The organism is Brachybacterium sp. sponge, assembly GCF_001613775.1.
GTDB lineage: Bacteria > Actinomycetota > Actinomycetes > Actinomycetales > Dermabacteraceae > Brachybacterium > Brachybacterium conglomeratum.
In genome coordinates, this window is record NZ_LRMP01000003.1 from 197,866 (window position 1) to 212,908 (window position 15,043).

General features: G+C 71.6%; 13 protein-coding genes and 1 tRNA gene. 6 read left to right on the top strand and 8 right to left on the bottom strand.

Features of this window, described 5'->3' with window-relative positions:
* Window positions 1–150: 150 nt before the first annotated feature.
* Both A4A78_RS13735 and A4A78_RS13740 read left to right on the top strand, forming a co-directional pair.
* Window positions 151–780, top strand: a complete 630-nt coding sequence (locus tag A4A78_RS13735) for a superoxide dismutase (RefSeq protein WP_010551987.1) — start codon at window positions 151–153, stop codon at window positions 778–780.
* A 334-nt stretch (window positions 781–1,114) separates the two neighbouring features.
* Window positions 1,115–1,597 (top strand): single-stranded DNA-binding protein, encoded by a 483-nt coding sequence (locus tag A4A78_RS13740; protein ID WP_231881055.1) that lies wholly within the window; start codon window positions 1,115–1,117, stop codon window positions 1,595–1,597.
* 92 nt (window positions 1,598–1,689) lie between these two features.
* Here the strand turns inward: A4A78_RS13740 and A4A78_RS13745 are convergent, their stop codons facing one another.
* The gene (locus A4A78_RS13745) at window positions 1,690–2,250 is read right to left on the bottom strand and encodes a PPA1309 family protein (RefSeq protein WP_062950236.1); all 561 of its coding nucleotides are present in this window, start codon (window positions 2,248–2,250) and stop codon (window positions 1,690–1,692) included.
* A 249-nt stretch (window positions 2,251–2,499) separates the two neighbouring features.
* On the opposite strand from A4A78_RS13745, the gene A4A78_RS13750 reads away from it, so the two are divergent.
* Entirely contained in the window at window positions 2,500–5,520 is a 3,021-nt protein-coding gene (locus tag A4A78_RS13750; protein WP_231881056.1) for a UPF0182 family protein, read from the top strand.
* A 274-nt stretch (window positions 5,521–5,794) separates the two neighbouring features.
* Window positions 5,795–5,868, top strand: a tRNA-Met gene (locus A4A78_RS13755).
* A 254-nt stretch (window positions 5,869–6,122) separates the two neighbouring features.
* On the opposite strand, the gene A4A78_RS13760 is transcribed toward A4A78_RS13755, so the two are convergent.
* From A4A78_RS13760 to A4A78_RS13790, 7 genes are all read right to left on the bottom strand, one after another.
* A complete protein-coding gene (locus A4A78_RS13760; RefSeq protein WP_062950239.1) occupies window positions 6,123–7,187 on the bottom strand; it encodes a hypothetical protein in 1,065 nt (354 codons plus the stop codon).
* Window positions 7,188–7,478: 291 nt separating this feature from the next.
* Window positions 7,479–8,387: a C2 family cysteine protease gene (locus A4A78_RS13765; protein WP_082835345.1), complete on the bottom strand. Its 909-nt coding sequence runs from the start codon at window positions 8,385–8,387 to the stop codon at window positions 7,479–7,481.
* Window positions 8,388–8,417: 30 nt separating this feature from the next.
* On the bottom strand, window positions 8,418–9,638 hold the full coding sequence (locus A4A78_RS13770) for a pyrophosphate--fructose-6-phosphate 1-phosphotransferase (RefSeq protein ID WP_062950242.1): 1,221 nt from the start codon (window positions 9,636–9,638) through the stop codon (window positions 8,418–8,420).
* Between the two features lie 139 nt (window positions 9,639–9,777).
* Window positions 9,778–10,572, bottom strand: a complete 795-nt coding sequence (gene hisN, locus A4A78_RS13775; protein ID WP_062950247.1) for a histidinol-phosphatase — start codon at window positions 10,570–10,572, stop codon at window positions 9,778–9,780.
* A gap of 51 nt (window positions 10,573–10,623) precedes the next feature.
* Window positions 10,624–11,694, bottom strand: a complete 1,071-nt coding sequence (gene rsgA, locus A4A78_RS13780) for a ribosome small subunit-dependent GTPase A (protein WP_062950249.1) — start codon at window positions 11,692–11,694, stop codon at window positions 10,624–10,626.
* A 73-nt stretch (window positions 11,695–11,767) separates the two neighbouring features.
* Window positions 11,768–13,093: a 3-phosphoshikimate 1-carboxyvinyltransferase gene (aroA, locus tag A4A78_RS13785; protein ID WP_062950251.1), complete on the bottom strand. Its 1,326-nt coding sequence runs from the start codon at window positions 13,091–13,093 to the stop codon at window positions 11,768–11,770.
* 5 nt (window positions 13,094–13,098) lie between these two features.
* Entirely contained in the window at window positions 13,099–13,665 is a 567-nt protein-coding gene (locus tag A4A78_RS13790) for a DoxX family membrane protein (protein ID WP_062950253.1), read from the bottom strand.
* A gap of 262 nt (window positions 13,666–13,927) precedes the next feature.
* Between A4A78_RS13790 and A4A78_RS13795 the strand changes: the two genes are divergently transcribed.
* Both A4A78_RS13795 and rsrA read left to right on the top strand, forming a co-directional pair.
* Entirely contained in the window at window positions 13,928–14,614 is a 687-nt protein-coding gene (locus A4A78_RS13795; protein WP_082835346.1) for a sigma-70 family RNA polymerase sigma factor, read from the top strand.
* Window positions 14,611–14,985, top strand: a complete 375-nt coding sequence (gene rsrA, locus A4A78_RS13800; RefSeq protein WP_062950259.1) for a mycothiol system anti-sigma-R factor — start codon at window positions 14,611–14,613, stop codon at window positions 14,983–14,985. Before A4A78_RS13795 ends, rsrA begins: the two co-directional genes overlap by 4 nt.
* The last annotated feature ends 58 nt before the right edge of the window (window positions 14,986–15,043 follow it).

Consider the following 15,043-nt stretch of genomic DNA (forward strand, 5'->3'; position numbering starts at 1 on the left):
CCGCCGCTCCGACAGCCGGGCCCGATGGCCGACCAGGGGACCGTTTCCCGGCCGCCCCCTGCCCCTGCCCAGCGCATCGTGGCAGGATGGATCACACGGCGGGGTCCGCACCGGCTGGTCCCGCGCAGAACTGACGAAGGGATGATCCATATGGCGGAGTACACGCTTCCCGATCTCGATTACGACTACGGCGCGCTGGATCCCTCGATCTCGGGGAAGATCATGGAGCTGCACCACTCCAAGCACCACGCGACCTACGTCAAGGGCGCGAACACGGCGCTGGAGAAGCTCGCCGCGGCCCGTGAGGCCGGGGACTTCGGGTCGATCAACCAGTTCTCGAAGGATCTGGCGTTCAACCTGGGTGGTCACACGAACCACTCGATCTTCTGGAAGAACCTCTCCCCGGAGGGCGGCGACAAGCCGACCGGCGAGCTCGCGCAGGCGATCGATGAGTACTTCGGCTCGTTCGACTCCTTCCGTGCGCACTTCACGGCGGCGGCGCTGGGCATCCAGGGCTCGGGCTGGGCGGTGCTCGCCTACGAGCCGATCGGCGGGAACCTCGTCATCGAGCAGTTCTACGACCAGCAGAACGGTGTGCCGGTGGCGACGATCCCGCTGTTCCAGCTGGACATGTGGGAGCACGCCTTCTACCTCGACTACCAGAACGTGAAGGCGGACTACGTCAAGGCGATCTGGAACATCGTGAACTGGGCCGACGTGCAGGCCCGCTTCGAGGCCGCGCGCTCCTCCGCGTCCGGTCTCGTCGTGCCGCAGGCCTGAGCCTCACGCAGCTGACGCCGACGGGCGGGCCTGACGGCCCGGGCCTCGGCGACCGACACGGCCGGTCCCTCCTCGGAGGGGCCGGCCGCTTCGCGTCGTGACGCGGGCGGCGGCTCGGTGCGACGTCCCCACGGCCTGACGGTGTTCGACCCACGTCCTGACGGCAGGCCGCTGCACCGTGGGCCGTCCCGGCCCGTGACCGTTCCTCCCCAGCCCCCTGCCGTCCACAGGATCGGCCCCGCCCTGGTACGGGCGGCACCGCCCGACGACGCTGAGGACACTCGGCAGGGTGCCGAGGCCGGGGAGCTCCCCGGCAGCCAGGAAGGACAGCGCCATGCGCGACATCCAGACCACGCTGATGGGGAACGTGACCGCCGATCCCACCGAGCATCGGCAGGAGGACGGATCCACCAGCGTCAAGCTGCGGATCGCCGTCACCGGCCGCTACTACAACACCGCCACGCAGGACTTCGCCGACCGCAAGACCGAGTTCGTCACCGTGTTCGCCCGCCGCGGGCTGGGCCAGAACGTGATGCGCTCGGTCCACAAGGGCCAGCCGCTGCTGGTCACGGGCCGGCTGAACACCTCGGAGTGGCAGGGCACCGACGGCATCACCCGCTACTCCCTGAACCTCCAGGCCGAGTCCATCGGCCACGACCTCACCTACGGCTCCTCCCAGTTCACCAAGCCGCTGCGCGCGCAGGACGTCCCGAACGTCGACCCGAACTCGGGGGAGATCCTCACCGAGGCGAGCTCGGCGAACCCCGAGGACGCGGACGAGACGGAGGGCGAGGACTCGCTCGCACCGGCCTTCTGACACGCACCGCGGTGCGAACGTGGGGGCAGTGGTCGGCCGACGGGACGCGGTCAGTCGGGCGAGCCCGTCGGGTGATCCGGACGGCAGAGGGGTCAGCTCCCGGACTGCAGGGTCTGCACCAGCGCCTCGGAGATCTCCGGCAGCAGCGCGGCGCCGAGGACATAGCCGTCCTCGCCGCCGCGGTGCACCGCCGACCAGGTGGTGCCGTCGCCCAGTGCCGCGACCACTACGCGCAGCGCACGGCCCGACGGCAGCGCCGCGCCGCCGGCGCTCTGCTCCTCGTCGCGGACCGACCAGGCCGAGGGCGCGAGATCGCAGGCGATCGCACCGCCGGCGGCCATGTCCGGCCACTGCACCTTCTCGAGCGCGGCGAGCGGATCCTCCTGCCCGTCGGACGGTCCGGAGGGCGCGGCGCCCTCGTCGAGGTCGATCGGCGTGAGGTGCAGGTCGTCGTGGGCGTTCGCGCCCTCGCCCTCGGCGCCCAGCAGCGCGGCGAGGGCGGGGGAGGCGGCGATCAGCTCGGCGCTGCGGGCGAGCGCGAAGAGGCGCGGAGCGGGCAGCGGGCTGTCCTCGACATGGCGGGCGACCTCGAGCACGGCGGCGGCGAGCGCGGCCGTGGGCGCGTCCAGCGGGTCCTGGGCAGGAGTCGTCATCGGATCGAGAGGTCCCTTACAGGTTCGGCCTGACAGAATGGGGTGACCGCCGTGCGACACGGCGGCACCACACTGTACCCGGGCCGCGTTCTGGGACCCCACGACGTCGGGGGCCCCGTGTGCGCTCCGACTTCGAGGCACCAGAGGTTATCTGTGAGTTTCTCCGCCCAGTTCGGCGACATGCCGCGGCCGCGCCCACGACCGGCCCCCGACGGAGGCTCCGGCGAGCCCCGGAGGATCTCCCCTCTGATGATCACGGTGATCGCGCTCGGCGTGCTCATCGCGCTCCTCGTCCTCGCCTCGGAGGTGTGGACGAAGTACCTGTGGATGGACCAGCTCGAGTTCACCGACGTGCTCGTCACGCGGTGGGTCACCCAGGCGCTGCTGTTCGTCGCCGGCTTCGTGGTGTTCGCCGTGCCGCTGTTCCTCAGCCTCCGCATCGCGTACACCAAGCGCCCCGTCTACCCGCCGATCACGCGGGAGCAGGAGGCGCTGGAGCAGTTCCGCGCCGCGGTGGACCCGCTGCGCCGCGGCCTGACCTACGGCGCACCGATCGTGATCGGCGCCTTCGGCGGGCTCGCGCTGTCCCGTCGCTGGCAGGACGTGCAGCTGTTCCTGCACCCGCAGGACTTCGGGCAGACCGACCCGGTCTTCAACAACGACATCTCCTTCTACGTCTTCACCCTGCCGGTGATCGACGTGCTGGTCTCCTTCGGGCAGTTCGTGCTGCTCGTCTCGATCGTCGGCGCCCTGATCGGCCACTTCGTCTACGGCGGCGTGAGCTGGGGCCAGGAGAGCGGGCTCGAGGTCACGCGCACCGCGCGCCGCCACCTCGGCGTGCTCGCCGCGATCTACGTGCTCTTCCTCGGTGCGGGGCACTGGTTCCAGCGCTACGACCTGCTGACCGCCTCCCACACCCGCTTCGAGGGCGCCTCCTACGCGGACGTCCACGCGATCCTGCCCGCGCAGACGATCCTCGCGATCGCCGCGGTGGTGGTCGCGGCGCTGTTCGTGGTGTGGATCTTCCGCTCGGACTGGCGCATCCCCGCGATCGGCGCCGGGCTGATGATCCTGTCCACCCTCGCCGTCGGCAACCTCTACCCCTGGGCCATCCAGCAGTTCCAGGTCCAGCCCAACGAGCGCGCGCTCGAGCAGCCGTACATCCAGAACAACATCGACGCGACCCGCGCCGCGTTCAACCTCGACGACGTCAGCGAGGTGCCCTACACGGCCAGCACGGACGCGACCTCGGGGGCGCTGCGCGAGGACGCCTCGACCACGGCGCAGATCCGTCTGATGGACCCCAACGTCATCTCGCCCACCTTCGAGCAGCGCGAGGCCAACCGTCGCTACTGGGGCTTCGACGACGTCCTCAGCGTGGACCGCTACGAGATCGACGGCCAGCTGCAGGACACCGTGATCGGCGTGCGCGAGCTGCGGCCGGACAAGTTCGGCCTCACGGACCGCTCCTGGGTGGACCAGCACATCACCTACACGCACGGCTACGGCGCCGCCGCCGCGCACGGCAACCGACGCAACTCCGACGGTGAGCCGAGCTTCCTGCAGTCGGGCGTGCCCGGCGAAGGCGCGTTCGGCGAGTACGAGGAGCGGGTCTACTTCGGCCGCCACTCCCCGGACTACTCGATCGTCGGAGCGCCCGAGGGGGCCGACCCCCAGGAGTTCGACTACCAGCAGGGCAGCACGGACGACGAGCAGGGCGGCGAGCAGGTCTACAACACCTTCCAGGGCGACGGCGGGCCCGCCGTCGGCAGCTTCTTCAACCAGCTGCTGTACGCGATCAAGTTCCGCGACCCGAACATCGTGATCTCGAACTACCTCAACGAGGAGTCGCAGATCCTCTACGACCGCGACCCGCAGCAGCGTGTCCGCGAGGTCGCGCCGTTCCTGTCGCTGGACTCGCAGATGTACCCCGCCGTCGTGGACGAACAGATGGTGTGGGTGGTCGACGGGTACACCACCACGACCGAGTACCCCTACGCGCAGTCGGTCGACCTCGAGCAGACGGTCAACGACTCCCAGACCGATCCGAACGCCTCGGCGAGCAACCGCGAGCGCTCGGCGAACTACATGCGCAACTCCGTGAAGGCGACTGTGAACGCCTTCGACGGCTCGGTGACGCTGTACACCTGGGACACCGAGGACCCGATCCTGAGGTCCTGGGCCGAGGTGTTCCCGGACGCCCTCCAGCCCGCCTCGGAGATCAGCGGCGAGCTGATGTCGCACTTGCGCTACCCGGCGGACTACTTCAAGGCGCAGCGCCAGATCCTCTCCACGTACCACGTCACCGACGCGGACGACTTCTTCACCCAGCAGGACTTCTGGCAGGTGCCGCCGGACCCGACGGTCCCGGCGCCCACCAACCCCGACGGCAGCGCCGGCCAGCAGGCCCCGCAGCCGCCGATGTACCTCACCATGCAGATGCCGGACGAGGAGCAGCCCCGCTTCACGCTCTCCTCGAGCTTCATCCCCTCCGAGGGGCAGAACGTGCTCACTGGCTTCCTCGCGGTCGACTCGGAGACGGGCAGCACCGAGGGGAACCCGGCGGACAGCTACGGCGACATGACGCTGCTGCGGCTGCCGACCTCCAACCCGGTCAACGGCCCCGGACAGGTCCAGGCGACGTTCAACGCCGAGCCGAACGTGTCCCAGGCGCTGAACCTGCTGCAGCAGGGCGCCTCCGAGGTCATCAACGGCAACCTGCTCACCCTGCCCGTCGGCGGCGGACTGCTGTACGTGCAGCCCGTCTATCTGCAGTCCTCGCAGACGGGCGGCGGCACCCAGTACCCGCTGCTGCAGATGGTGCTGGTCTCCTTCGGCGACCGGATCGGCTTCGCGCCGACGCTGGACGAGGCGCTCGACCTCGTCTTCGGCGGCGACTCGGGCGCCACCGCCGGCGATGCGGAGGTCACCGACTCCGATGCCCCGAGCGGCACGGCCGACGCCGAGACCGGCGAGGGCACCGTCGAGGAAGGAGACGGGGAGGCCCCCGCTGAGGGAGAGGAGCCGCCCGCCGACGGCGAGCAGCAGGCTCCGGCCGCCGACGGCACCCCCCAGCAGCGCCTCGACCAGGCGCTGACCGACATGGACACCGCGGTCGCCGACTCCGAGAAGGCGATGGCCGAAGGGGACTGGGCCGCCTACGGCGATGCGCAGGACCGTCTGGCCGATGCGCTGAACCGGGCCGTCCAGGCCAACCAGGAGCTCGGCGGATCCGGCACGCCGGCGGCCTCTGACGGCGGGGAGGGCTGACCCTCCTGCCAGCGCCGGGAGCATCCCGGATCCGAGGACGCCCGTCGCGGCGCCGGCCGTGGCCGGTGCGCGGCGGGCGTCCTCGTCGTCGGGCGGGCGCGGAGCTGCGCAGCGGAGGCCGCGCCCGTGGTGCGCGAGGCGGGTCGCGAGAGTCGCAGCAGGGCCTCCCAGGCACGAGAGCGCAGGTGAATTGCCCGTGAACGTGGCATGGCCCACGTCGGAGGGGTTTCGGCTGGACTCGGGGGCCGGGTCGTCCTAGAGTTACTGATGTCGCCGCGGGGTGGAGCAGTTCGGTAGCTCGCCGGGCTCATAACCCGGAGGTCGTAGGTTCAAATCCTGCCCCCGCTACGAAGTGAAGGCCCTCGATCAGCAGAAATGCGGATCGGGGGCCTTCGTGTTCTGCCGTGTTCAGCGCCGGGGGCTCGTAAGCGATCCTGCCGGTGCCGCTGAGCACCTCGACCTCGGCCGAAGCTGCCTCCACCAGGCAGGCCTCGACCGGACCCAGGACGACGCTTCCCCGCTCACCCGCGAGAAGAACCACCCCGCCAGCGCCGGCATCCTGCCCAGCACCTGCTAGCGGCTGAACGACCCACCGCCGACGATCACGAGCCCTCCTGGGTGTACTTCCGCTGGCGCTCCCTCTGCCCATGGGTGAGCGTCTTGAGGTCGGTGTGCTGGTCGAAGCTCGAGCCGAGCGCGCCGGCCACGACGCCCATAGCGGCGCTGAGCCACGCGATGTCGAGGTAACGGGTGAAGACGGGAGGCTGCCCGGTCACGTCCTCCATGTACTCGGGAGCGATGACGATCAGGCCTCCGGCGAGGATGAGCAGGACCAGCGCCGCGTAGAGCACGAGGACGCACAGCACCAGAGTGACCACCGTGGAGAGGTTGTAGAGCAGGACGACCCGTGCGAGATTCTCCCGCTCCGGCGAGTCCCAGAGCCCGTTGCTGGCGATGAGCCATGCCGTCATCGCCGCGATCGCGAGGAGCCCGACGCCGATGAGCCGCGGCGTCGAGAGGTAGGTGGACATCACCCAGATCGAGTTGTAGAAGATGCCGAATGCGCCGGTGGCCGCTGCCGCTGCGAGGGCGCTCGAGAGGCGCGGCGCCGTCTTCACGGGCTCGTTGCCGGCGACCATCCCGAGGACCGTGCGGAGACCGCCGGTGAACCGGCGTGCCCGGAGCGTCGAATGGTCATTGCCGTCCGGGCTCTGGGCCCAGCGGAGCCAGGACCGGTCGAACATCGAGGGGTCCCGGGGCTCGCTGGTCGGCTTCAGCCGCACGGTGCACGCCATCAGTGTGTCGAGGATGCGGCGGCGGCTGAAGAACGCTCCGAGCGTGGGGCACGAGACGACGGCGATCCTCTCGTCGGGGAAGATCTCTGCGATCAAGGGATGGCCATCCTCCAGTCGCGGGATCTCGGTGAGCAGCAGCACCGCCTCCGGTGATCCGTACTCGCGTGCCAGCTCGACGGCGTCGGAGAGATCGAGGGAGTTGTCGGGCCGCAAACGCAGCATCGCGGTCTGGACGTTGAGAATGATCGGGGGGCTGAACGCCTCGTCGAGCAGCTCCTGCAGGTCATCCTGGATCGACCGCGCTCGGGCCGTGGGTAGGCCCGGGTCGGCCACCAGCAGCACGTTCACCCCGGACGTCGGACTGTCGCCCATATGATCTCCTCCCATGGCCTCGGATCCTTGCAGGGTACGTCACAGCCGGAGGGTGCGCCGAGTCGTCGACCGGCCGGTGGGGCCGGCCTGTCCGGGACACGCTCCGCGCGCTGCTCGCGGGGATCGAGGGTGGCATCAGGTCTGCCATCCCCACGGCGCGACCGCGGACCGGGCAGTGTGCACGGCGTCGGTGGCGAGAGCGACTCCTGGCACTGCACGAGGTGCAGGGGTACGCCCTCGTCGACCTCAATCACCGCGGAGCCCGTCATCAGGAGCGGACGGCCCGACCCGTCACCGCAGCGGCGCGCTGACGTCGACGGACAGGAACCCGCGCCGGAACGAGCGCGCGTCGAGCACGAGCAGCTCCGCAGGCCGCACCGGGTTCCGCAGGTGCACGTGCCCGCTCTTCGCGTCGGCGCCGACGACGGCGAAGACATGGTTCGGCGGCAGGGGACCGGCTGCCGACGGCACGCGAGGGCTCAGCGGATGCGTGGAGGCGCAGAGCGCGCGACCTTCGGCCCGCCAGGCGAGGACCTGACCCGCATCGGGCAGGCGCAGCCGGGTGCTCACCCGCTCGCCGAGCAGCAGCGCGAAGCCGTAGCGGGCCAGGCCTCGCTGCAGGAAGGCGTAGTCCCCGGCGATGTGACCGGCGATCGCCTTCTCGAGCACGCCCACCCAGCCGGGGTTCGCGCCGTCGCGCCGGCCGTACTGGAACACTCCGCGCGCATCGACGGGGAGGCGACGGTCCATCCGCAGCGGCTCCGCGAGGCCCGGCAGGCGGACCGTCACGATCCCGTCCGCCTCCTCGCCGATCAGGGCCCGCAGCCGCTCCGGCGCGGTCTCGTGGACGGCGAGCATCGGCGCCATCAGCCAGCAGTCGCCGAGCCGTCCCTGCCGGGGCCGCAGCAGCACCGGCGGAGCGAGCGGGCCGCGGTCCAGCGCGAGGGCGGTGGCGTGCGGGCCGGGGGAGAGGTGCAGGACTCCGTCCGCGCCGGAGATCTCGTCGGCCGCCCCGCTGCTCCCGCCGGCCTCGTCGGCCGAAGCGACTCTCCCGCCGGCCCCCTCGGCCGGAGCGATGGTCCCGGTGCGATCCCGGACGAGCCCATCGGCCCCGGAACGCGCTGCGCGCGCCCGCCCCTCCAGGGCGAGCGCGCGCAGGGTGCGGCGCCAGGTGCGCACGCGCGGGCGGGGAGAGCTCACGAGGTCCTCCGCGCGCCCGTCATCGAGGGCTCAGTGCGCCTCGACCGGGACGATCTTCTGCCCGGTGCGCTCCATGACCTTCGCGAACCAGTCCTGGTCCACGTCGAAGGCCTTGTGGCCGGCGACGCGGTCGAACTCGACCGCGCGCAGCACGTCGCCGCGCTCCTCGTCGTGGCCGATGAGACCCGAGCCGCCCTCGAGAGCGACCTGCACGGCGTAGTCCGTCATCGACTTGATCAGGCGGATGTCCTCGGGGTTCGCCTTCGCGGAGCGGGAGAAGTAGCCCGACTTCTGGACCATGACCTTCTCCGCGCCGAGCTTCTCCGCGAACTGCTTCGCGAACCACTGGCCGGGGTTGATCGTGTCGATCTTGACGTGGCCGAAGGGGTCCTTCTCCGGCTCCTCGCCGCGCGCCTGCATCTCGGCGACGATCTCGGGGATGCCCGCGCCCTCGGAGAGGAAGATGTTCACGCAGCCGGTCTCGTCCATGACCTTCCGCAGACGAGCGGCCTCGGCCTCGATGTCGAGCTTGAGCTCGGGCAGGAACACGGCGTGCACGTCCCAGCGGTCGGCGGAGTGGCCGATCCCGGGCAGCCACTCCTGCTGGGAGTGCCACTGCTGGTAGTACTCCGCCGCCTGTGCGGTGAGATACCCGCAGGCGCGGCCCATGATCTCGTGGACGATCAGCATCTTCGGGTTCGAGCCGTGCTCGGCGATGATGTTCTGCGCGAAGATGCTGGTCTGCTCAGCGGCGGACTTCGCGCCGAGCGACTGGCGGATCGGGACGATGTCGTTGTCGATGGTCTTCGGGAGGCCGACGACCTGCATCTCGTGGCCGTGCTCGTGCAGGTAGGCGGCGAGGTCCGCGGCGGTGGTGTTGGTGTCGTCGCCGCCGATGGTGTGCAGCACGTCCACGCCGTCGTCCTTGAGCTTGTTCGCGGCGAACTCGAGGGCGTTCTCGCCCTCCTGGATCAGGCCGCGCTTGACGAGGTCCTTCGTGTTGGTGAGCTTCACGCGGGAGTTGCCGATGGGGGAGCCGCCGTAGTTGTGCAGGATGCCCGCCTTCGCGCGCACCTCGTCGTCGACCACGATCTTCTCGCCGGAGAGCAGGCCCCAGTAGCCGTGCTTGTAGGCGATGATCTCCACGTCCGGCACCAGCTCGGTGTAGCGCTCGATCAGTCCGCCGACGGCGGAGGAGAGGCACGGGGCGTAGCCCCCGGCGGTGAGCAGTGCGACGCGCTTGACGGTCATAGGGCGGAACCTCCGAGAGTCCGGGAACGGGCGCACGGGAGGACAGGGTCGATCCCGCGACGCTGGGTCCCGCCATCGTACCGAGAGCCGGCCCCGGCTGCCGCCGCGCGGGTCCCGGCGGACACGTGCGGGCCGGGGCTCAGCGCTCCCGGGGCGCGAGCGCCTCGAGGACCTCCTCGTGCAGCAGCGAGTTCGTCGCCACCGCATTGCCGCCGAACGGCCCGGGCTCGCCGTCCAGGGAGGTGAAGCGACCGCCGGCCTCGGTGACGATCGGGACCAGTGCGGCCATGTCGTGCAGCTTCAGCTCGGGCTCGCAGGCGACGTCCACCGCGCCCTCGGCCACGAGCATGTAGGACCAGAAGTCGCCGTAGGCGCGGGTGCGCCAGAAGCGCTGCATGAGGTTCAGCATCTCGGGCAGCAGCTCGTGATCGGCCCAGCCGTGCAGCGAGGAGTAGGACAGGGAGGCCTCCTCGAGCGTGCTCACCGTCGAGACCTGCAGGCGCGACGCGCTGCTGAGCCGGGAGCCGGTCCAGGCCCCGGCGCCCTCCCCGCCCCACCAGCGGCGTCCCAGCGCCGGCGCGGAGACGAGGCCGACGACGGGGCGGCCGTCCTCGATCAGGCCGATCAGCGTGCCCCACACGGGCACGCCGCGCACGAAGTTGCTGGTCCCGTCGATCGGGTCGATCACCCACTGCCGCGGGGACGCGCCGGTGGAGCCGAACTCCTCGCCGATCACCTGGTCCCGCGAGCGGGAGCGCGAGAGCTGGGAGCGCACCAGCTGCTCGGCGGCCCTGTCGGCGTCGGTGACCTCGGTGAGATCGGGCTTGGTCGAGATCTCGAGGTCCTGCGCCTTGAACCGGGAGGTGGTCAGCTGGTCCACGGCATCGGCGAGCACGTGGGCGAGGCGCAGGTCATCGGCGTAGCGGCTGGACATGGGGTCCACGATAGGGTCCCGCGCCCCCGCCGGGCCGCAGCGACTCGGCGCTCAGACGTCCCAGGGGTCGTTGCGGCGCAGCGCCTCGGCCAGGCGACGGTAGGAGGCCAGGCGCGCAGGACCGGCGGTGCCGGCCTCGCCCTCGTCCACGAGATCGTCGAGGGCGCAGTCGGGCGCGTCCTCGAGGTGGGTGCAGCCGCGCGGGCACTGCTCGGCGAGATCGGCGAGGTCGGCGAAGGCGTCCAGCAGCTCGTCGGGGTCCACGTGCCCCAGGCCGAAGGAGCGGACGCCCGGGGTGTCGATGACCCAGCCGTCGTCCTCCGGCAGCTGCATCGCGAGCGCCGAGGAGGAGGTGTGGCGGCCGCGCCCGGTCACGTCGTTGACCACGCCGGTGGCACGGCCTGCGCCCGGGACGAGGGCGTTCAGCAGGGTGGACTTGCCCACCCCGGAATGTCCCACGAGCACGCTGATCCGTCCCGAGAGCCGCTCGCGCAGCTGCTCGAGGCCGATGATCCCCGGGTGCTCCGGATCCTCCGCCTCTGAGGGGGACTCCCGACGGGTCACCACGTGCTCCAGGCCGAGCGGGGCGTAGGCGGCCAGGAACTCCTCCGGAGCGCGCAGGTCCGCCTTCGTCAGCACCAGCAGGGCGTCGATGCCGGCGACATAGGCCGCGACCAGGCAGCGGTCGATCATGCCGCCGCGCGGCTCGGGATCGGCCAGCGCCGTCACCATCACCATCACGTCGACGTTCGCGACCAGGGGTCGCTCGGTCGAGTCGTCGTCGTCGGCGCTGCGGCGCAGGAAGGAGCTGCGCTCCTGGATCCGCACGATGCGGGCGAGCGTCCCCTCGCGTCCCGATGTGTCGCCGACGAGGCCGACGAGGTCGCCGGGGACGACGGGGGAGCGGCCGAGCTCCCGGGCACGCATCGCGGTGACCGCGCGCTGGTCCTCGGTGCCCTCGCCGACGATCGTGCGCCAGCGGCCGCGGTCCACCGAGACGACGCGGGCCGTGATCGCGTCCTCGTGCTTGGGGCGGTCCTTGGTCCGGGGGCGGGAGCCGCGCCGGTTGGGGCGGACCCGCACGTCGGACTCGTCGAAGTCGCGGACGGACCGCCTCACCACGAGGTGCCCTCCTGGCCGCGCGGGAACCGGGGCGCCCCGTGCCGGGCCGCACCCGATCCGCGCGGCACGGGGCTCATGCGTCGTCCTCCGCCGGCTCGGGGTGGAGCATCGACAGCCACATCCCCACGAAGTCGGGGAGGGTCTTCTGCGTGGTGCCGACGTCGACCACCTGCACGCCGGGGACGCGCAGGCCGATGATCGCGCCGGCGGTCGCCATGCGGTGGTCCTCGTAGGTCTCGAAGACGGCGCCGCGCAGCGGGCCCGGCGTGATCACGAGCCCGTCGGGCAGCTCCTCGGTGCGGGCGCCGACCTTCGTCAGCTCGGTCGCCAGCGCCTTGAGGCGGTCCGTCTCGTGCCCGCGCAGGTGCGCGACGCCGGTGATCCGCGAGGGCGAGTCCGCGAGCGCGCACAGCGCCGCGACGGTGGGGACGAGCTCGCCGACGGCCGACATGTCCGCCTCGATGCCGTGCAGCGCATCCGTGCCGCGCACCACCACCGCCTCGTCCTCGCGCCACACCTCGGCGCCCATCCGCGTCAGCAGCTCCCGGTACGCGTCGCCGGGCTGGGTGGTGGTCTCCGGCCAGTCGTCCACCGCGATCGTGCCGGCGGTGACCATCGCCGCCGCCAGGAACGGCCCGGCGTTGGAGAGGTCCGGCTCGACGACGACCTCCAGCGGACGGATCGGGCCGCACGCGACCCTCCAGGAGTGACGGCCCTCGGCGTCGACCTCGTGCGAGGCCTCGACCCCGGCGCGGCGCAGCGTCTCCAGGGTCATGTCGATGTGGGGCAGGGAGGGGAGCTCCTTCCCGACATGGACGAGCTCGAGGTCCGTCTCCGCCCGCGCCGCGACCAGCAGCACGTTCGAGATGAACTGGCTGGAGGCCGAGGCGTCCACCTCGACCCGGCCCCCGGGCAGCGTGCCCCGGCCGTGCACCGTGAACGGCAGCCGGCCCGGCTCGCTGTGCTCGGTGACCTCGACGCCCTGGCCGCGCAGCACCTGCACGACCGCGTCCATGGGCCGCACGAGCGCGGCGTCGTCACCGGTGAAGCGCACGTCGCCGTGGCGCAGCGCCGCCAACAGCGGCACGAAGCGCATCACGGTCCCGGCCAGGCCGGTGTGGATCTCGATCGGCTCGGCGGGATGCTCGCAGGCCGGCGGGATCGGGGAGACGTGCAGCACCCCGTCGCGCACCTCCAGCACTGCGCCGAGCCGCTCGAGCGCATCGCGCATCAGTCGCGTGTCGCGGGAGACGAGCGCTCCGCGCAGCGTGGACGGCTCGCTCGCCGCGGCGGCGAGCAGCATCCAGCGTGCGGTGAGGGACTTCGACCCAGGAACCCGCACCAGGGCGTCGACCGGCTGGTCGGCGACCGGTGCGTTCCACAGCACCTCGGAACCCATGGAGATCAGCCGTGCTGGTCGGCGAGCTGCTTCTGGGCGGTGGAGACGGCGCCCTTGGCCTTCTTCTCCAGCTTCCCGGCCTTCTTCTCGAGCTCGCGCTGCTTCTGCGCGGCCTTCTTCTGGCTGCGCTCGACGAACTTGTTCGCCCGGTAGCCGAGCGAGGGGCGACCGTCGTGGTCGACGACGGCCAGGAGCACGCCGCCCAGCAGGCCGGCGTCGGTGAGGATGGACTGCACCTCGGCGACGAGCTCCTCGCCGCGCAGCTCCCAGACCTTCTTCCGACCGGCCCAGCCGACGGAGGTGGTCACGAGCAGGGCCGCGGCGGCGGCGCGGGGCGCGCGGTTGGTCGCGTAGAGGACGCCGGCGCCCGCGGCGACGACGCCGGCGGCGCGCACCACGGCGCGGGAATCGACGAAGCCCGGCGCGGAGCTCTTGGCCAGCGCCGAGTCGACCGCGTCGAAGGCCTGCGGGTAGACGTCGATCTCGCGCTCGGGGCGGAGCGCGGTGCGCACGCCCTCGAAGACAAAGGGGGCGGCGAGCAGCGGTCGTGCGATCCGGCGGACCAGGGCCATGGTGTCCTCACGTTCTGAGCAGGTGTCGACGGTCCGGTGATCAGCCCTGTCGGGAAGATCACCGACCCCCACACTACCGCCCGAGGAACATCCCCCATGCCCATCGCGTTGCACCGGACGGTGCGGAAGCGGTTCCGCGCCCCCGTCGGGGCCCCGACGGGACGGTCGAGCACGCCGGCGGGTGCCGGGGAGGGAGCGACGCATGACGACCGGACTGCTGGAGCGCGCCCCCGCGATCCCGGGTGGCGTAGGTTTGGGGACGATGACGCAGACACAGCCCACCTCCGACCACGGGACCGGCCTGCCCTCCGCGGAGCAGCCCGATCCTGCGGCGGACTTCGACTTCGAGACCGAGGCGCTCTCGCACCTGGACTCCCTCTACGGCGGCGCGCTGCGGATGACCCGCAACCCGCACGACGCCGAGGACCTGGTCCAGGACACCTTCGTCAAGGCGTTCCGCGCCCAGGACCGCTTCACCCCGGGCACGAACATGCGGGCGTGGCTGTACCGCATCATGACCAACAGCTACATCTCGAGCTACCGCAAGAAGCAGCGCCGCCCCAAGGAGGCCTGGACCGACACGGTCGAGGACTGGCAGCTCGCGGAGGTCTCGAGCCACTCGAGCACGGGCCTGCGCTCGGCGGAGGCCGAGGCGCTGGACCACCTGCCGGACTCCGCCGTGAAGGACGCACTGTCCGAGCTGCGGGAGGACTACCGCATGGCGGTCTACCTCGCCGACGTCGAGGGCTTCGCCTACAAGGAGATCGCCGAGATCATGGACACGCCGATCGGCACGGTCATGTCCCGGCTCCATCGCGGGCGGCGCCAGCTGCGCGAGAAGCTCACCGATCATGCCCGGCGCACGGGCTTCCTGCGTGCGCAGCCCTCGGCGGGGGACGCCGCCGACGACACCGGAGCCGGCACCGCGGACCGGGAGGAGGAGCGATGACCCAGGACGACCGCGCGATGCGCGAGACCTCGAGGCGCGAGACGGCGACCGGCTCGAGCCGCGACATGAGCTTCGGGCTCGAGGAGGCGCTCGACGGCGAGCTCCCCCGCGAGACCGTCGAGCGGATGCGCCGCCACACCGACGACTGCCCCGAGTGCGCCGACGAGTGGGAGCGCCTGCGCCGGCTGAAGGAGCTGGTGCGCCGCAGCTGCGCGGACCGCGCCCCCTCCGACCTGCGGGCCCGCATCGCCGACACGTGCCGCACCATCACGGTGACCACCACCAGCACGAGCACGACCACCGGGGCGGACGGCTCCACGGTGCGCGTCACCCGCTCGACGACCACCCGCCGCACCCTGCCCCCGGCCTGAGCCGCGGGGCGACGGCTCCGCCCCCGAGCATGACGAAGGGCTCCTCCCATCGGGAGGA

Excerpts from the sequence above, each read along its gene's own strand:
- A4A78_RS13740 (WP_231881055.1), top strand. The coding sequence starts at position 1,115 with ATGCGCGACATCCAGACCACGCTGATGGGGAACGTGACCGCCGATCCC.
- rsrA (WP_062950259.1), top strand. The coding sequence starts at position 14,611 with ATGACCCAGGACGACCGCGCGATGCGCGAGACCTCGAGGCGCGAGACG.
- aroA (WP_062950251.1), bottom strand. The coding sequence starts at position 13,093 with ATGGGTTCCGAGGTGCTGTGGAACGCACCGGTCGCCGACCAGCCGGTC.
- A4A78_RS13750 (WP_231881056.1), top strand. The coding sequence starts at position 2,500 with ATGATCACGGTGATCGCGCTCGGCGTGCTCATCGCGCTCCTCGTCCTC.
- hisN (WP_062950247.1), bottom strand. The coding sequence starts at position 10,572 with ATGTCCAGCCGCTACGCCGATGACCTGCGCCTCGCCCACGTGCTCGCC.
- A4A78_RS13790 (WP_062950253.1), bottom strand. The coding sequence starts at position 13,665 with ATGGCCCTGGTCCGCCGGATCGCACGACCGCTGCTCGCCGCCCCCTTT.
- A4A78_RS13795 (WP_082835346.1), top strand. The coding sequence starts at position 13,928 with ATGACGCAGACACAGCCCACCTCCGACCACGGGACCGGCCTGCCCTCC.
- A4A78_RS13745 (WP_062950236.1), bottom strand. The coding sequence starts at position 2,250 with ATGACGACTCCTGCCCAGGACCCGCTGGACGCGCCCACGGCCGCGCTC.
- A4A78_RS13770 (WP_062950242.1), bottom strand. The coding sequence starts at position 9,638 with ATGACCGTCAAGCGCGTCGCACTGCTCACCGCCGGGGGCTACGCCCCG.
- A4A78_RS13760 (WP_062950239.1), bottom strand. The coding sequence starts at position 7,187 with ATGGGCGACAGTCCGACGTCCGGGGTGAACGTGCTGCTGGTGGCCGAC.
- A4A78_RS13735 (WP_010551987.1), top strand. The coding sequence starts at position 151 with ATGGCGGAGTACACGCTTCCCGATCTCGATTACGACTACGGCGCGCTG.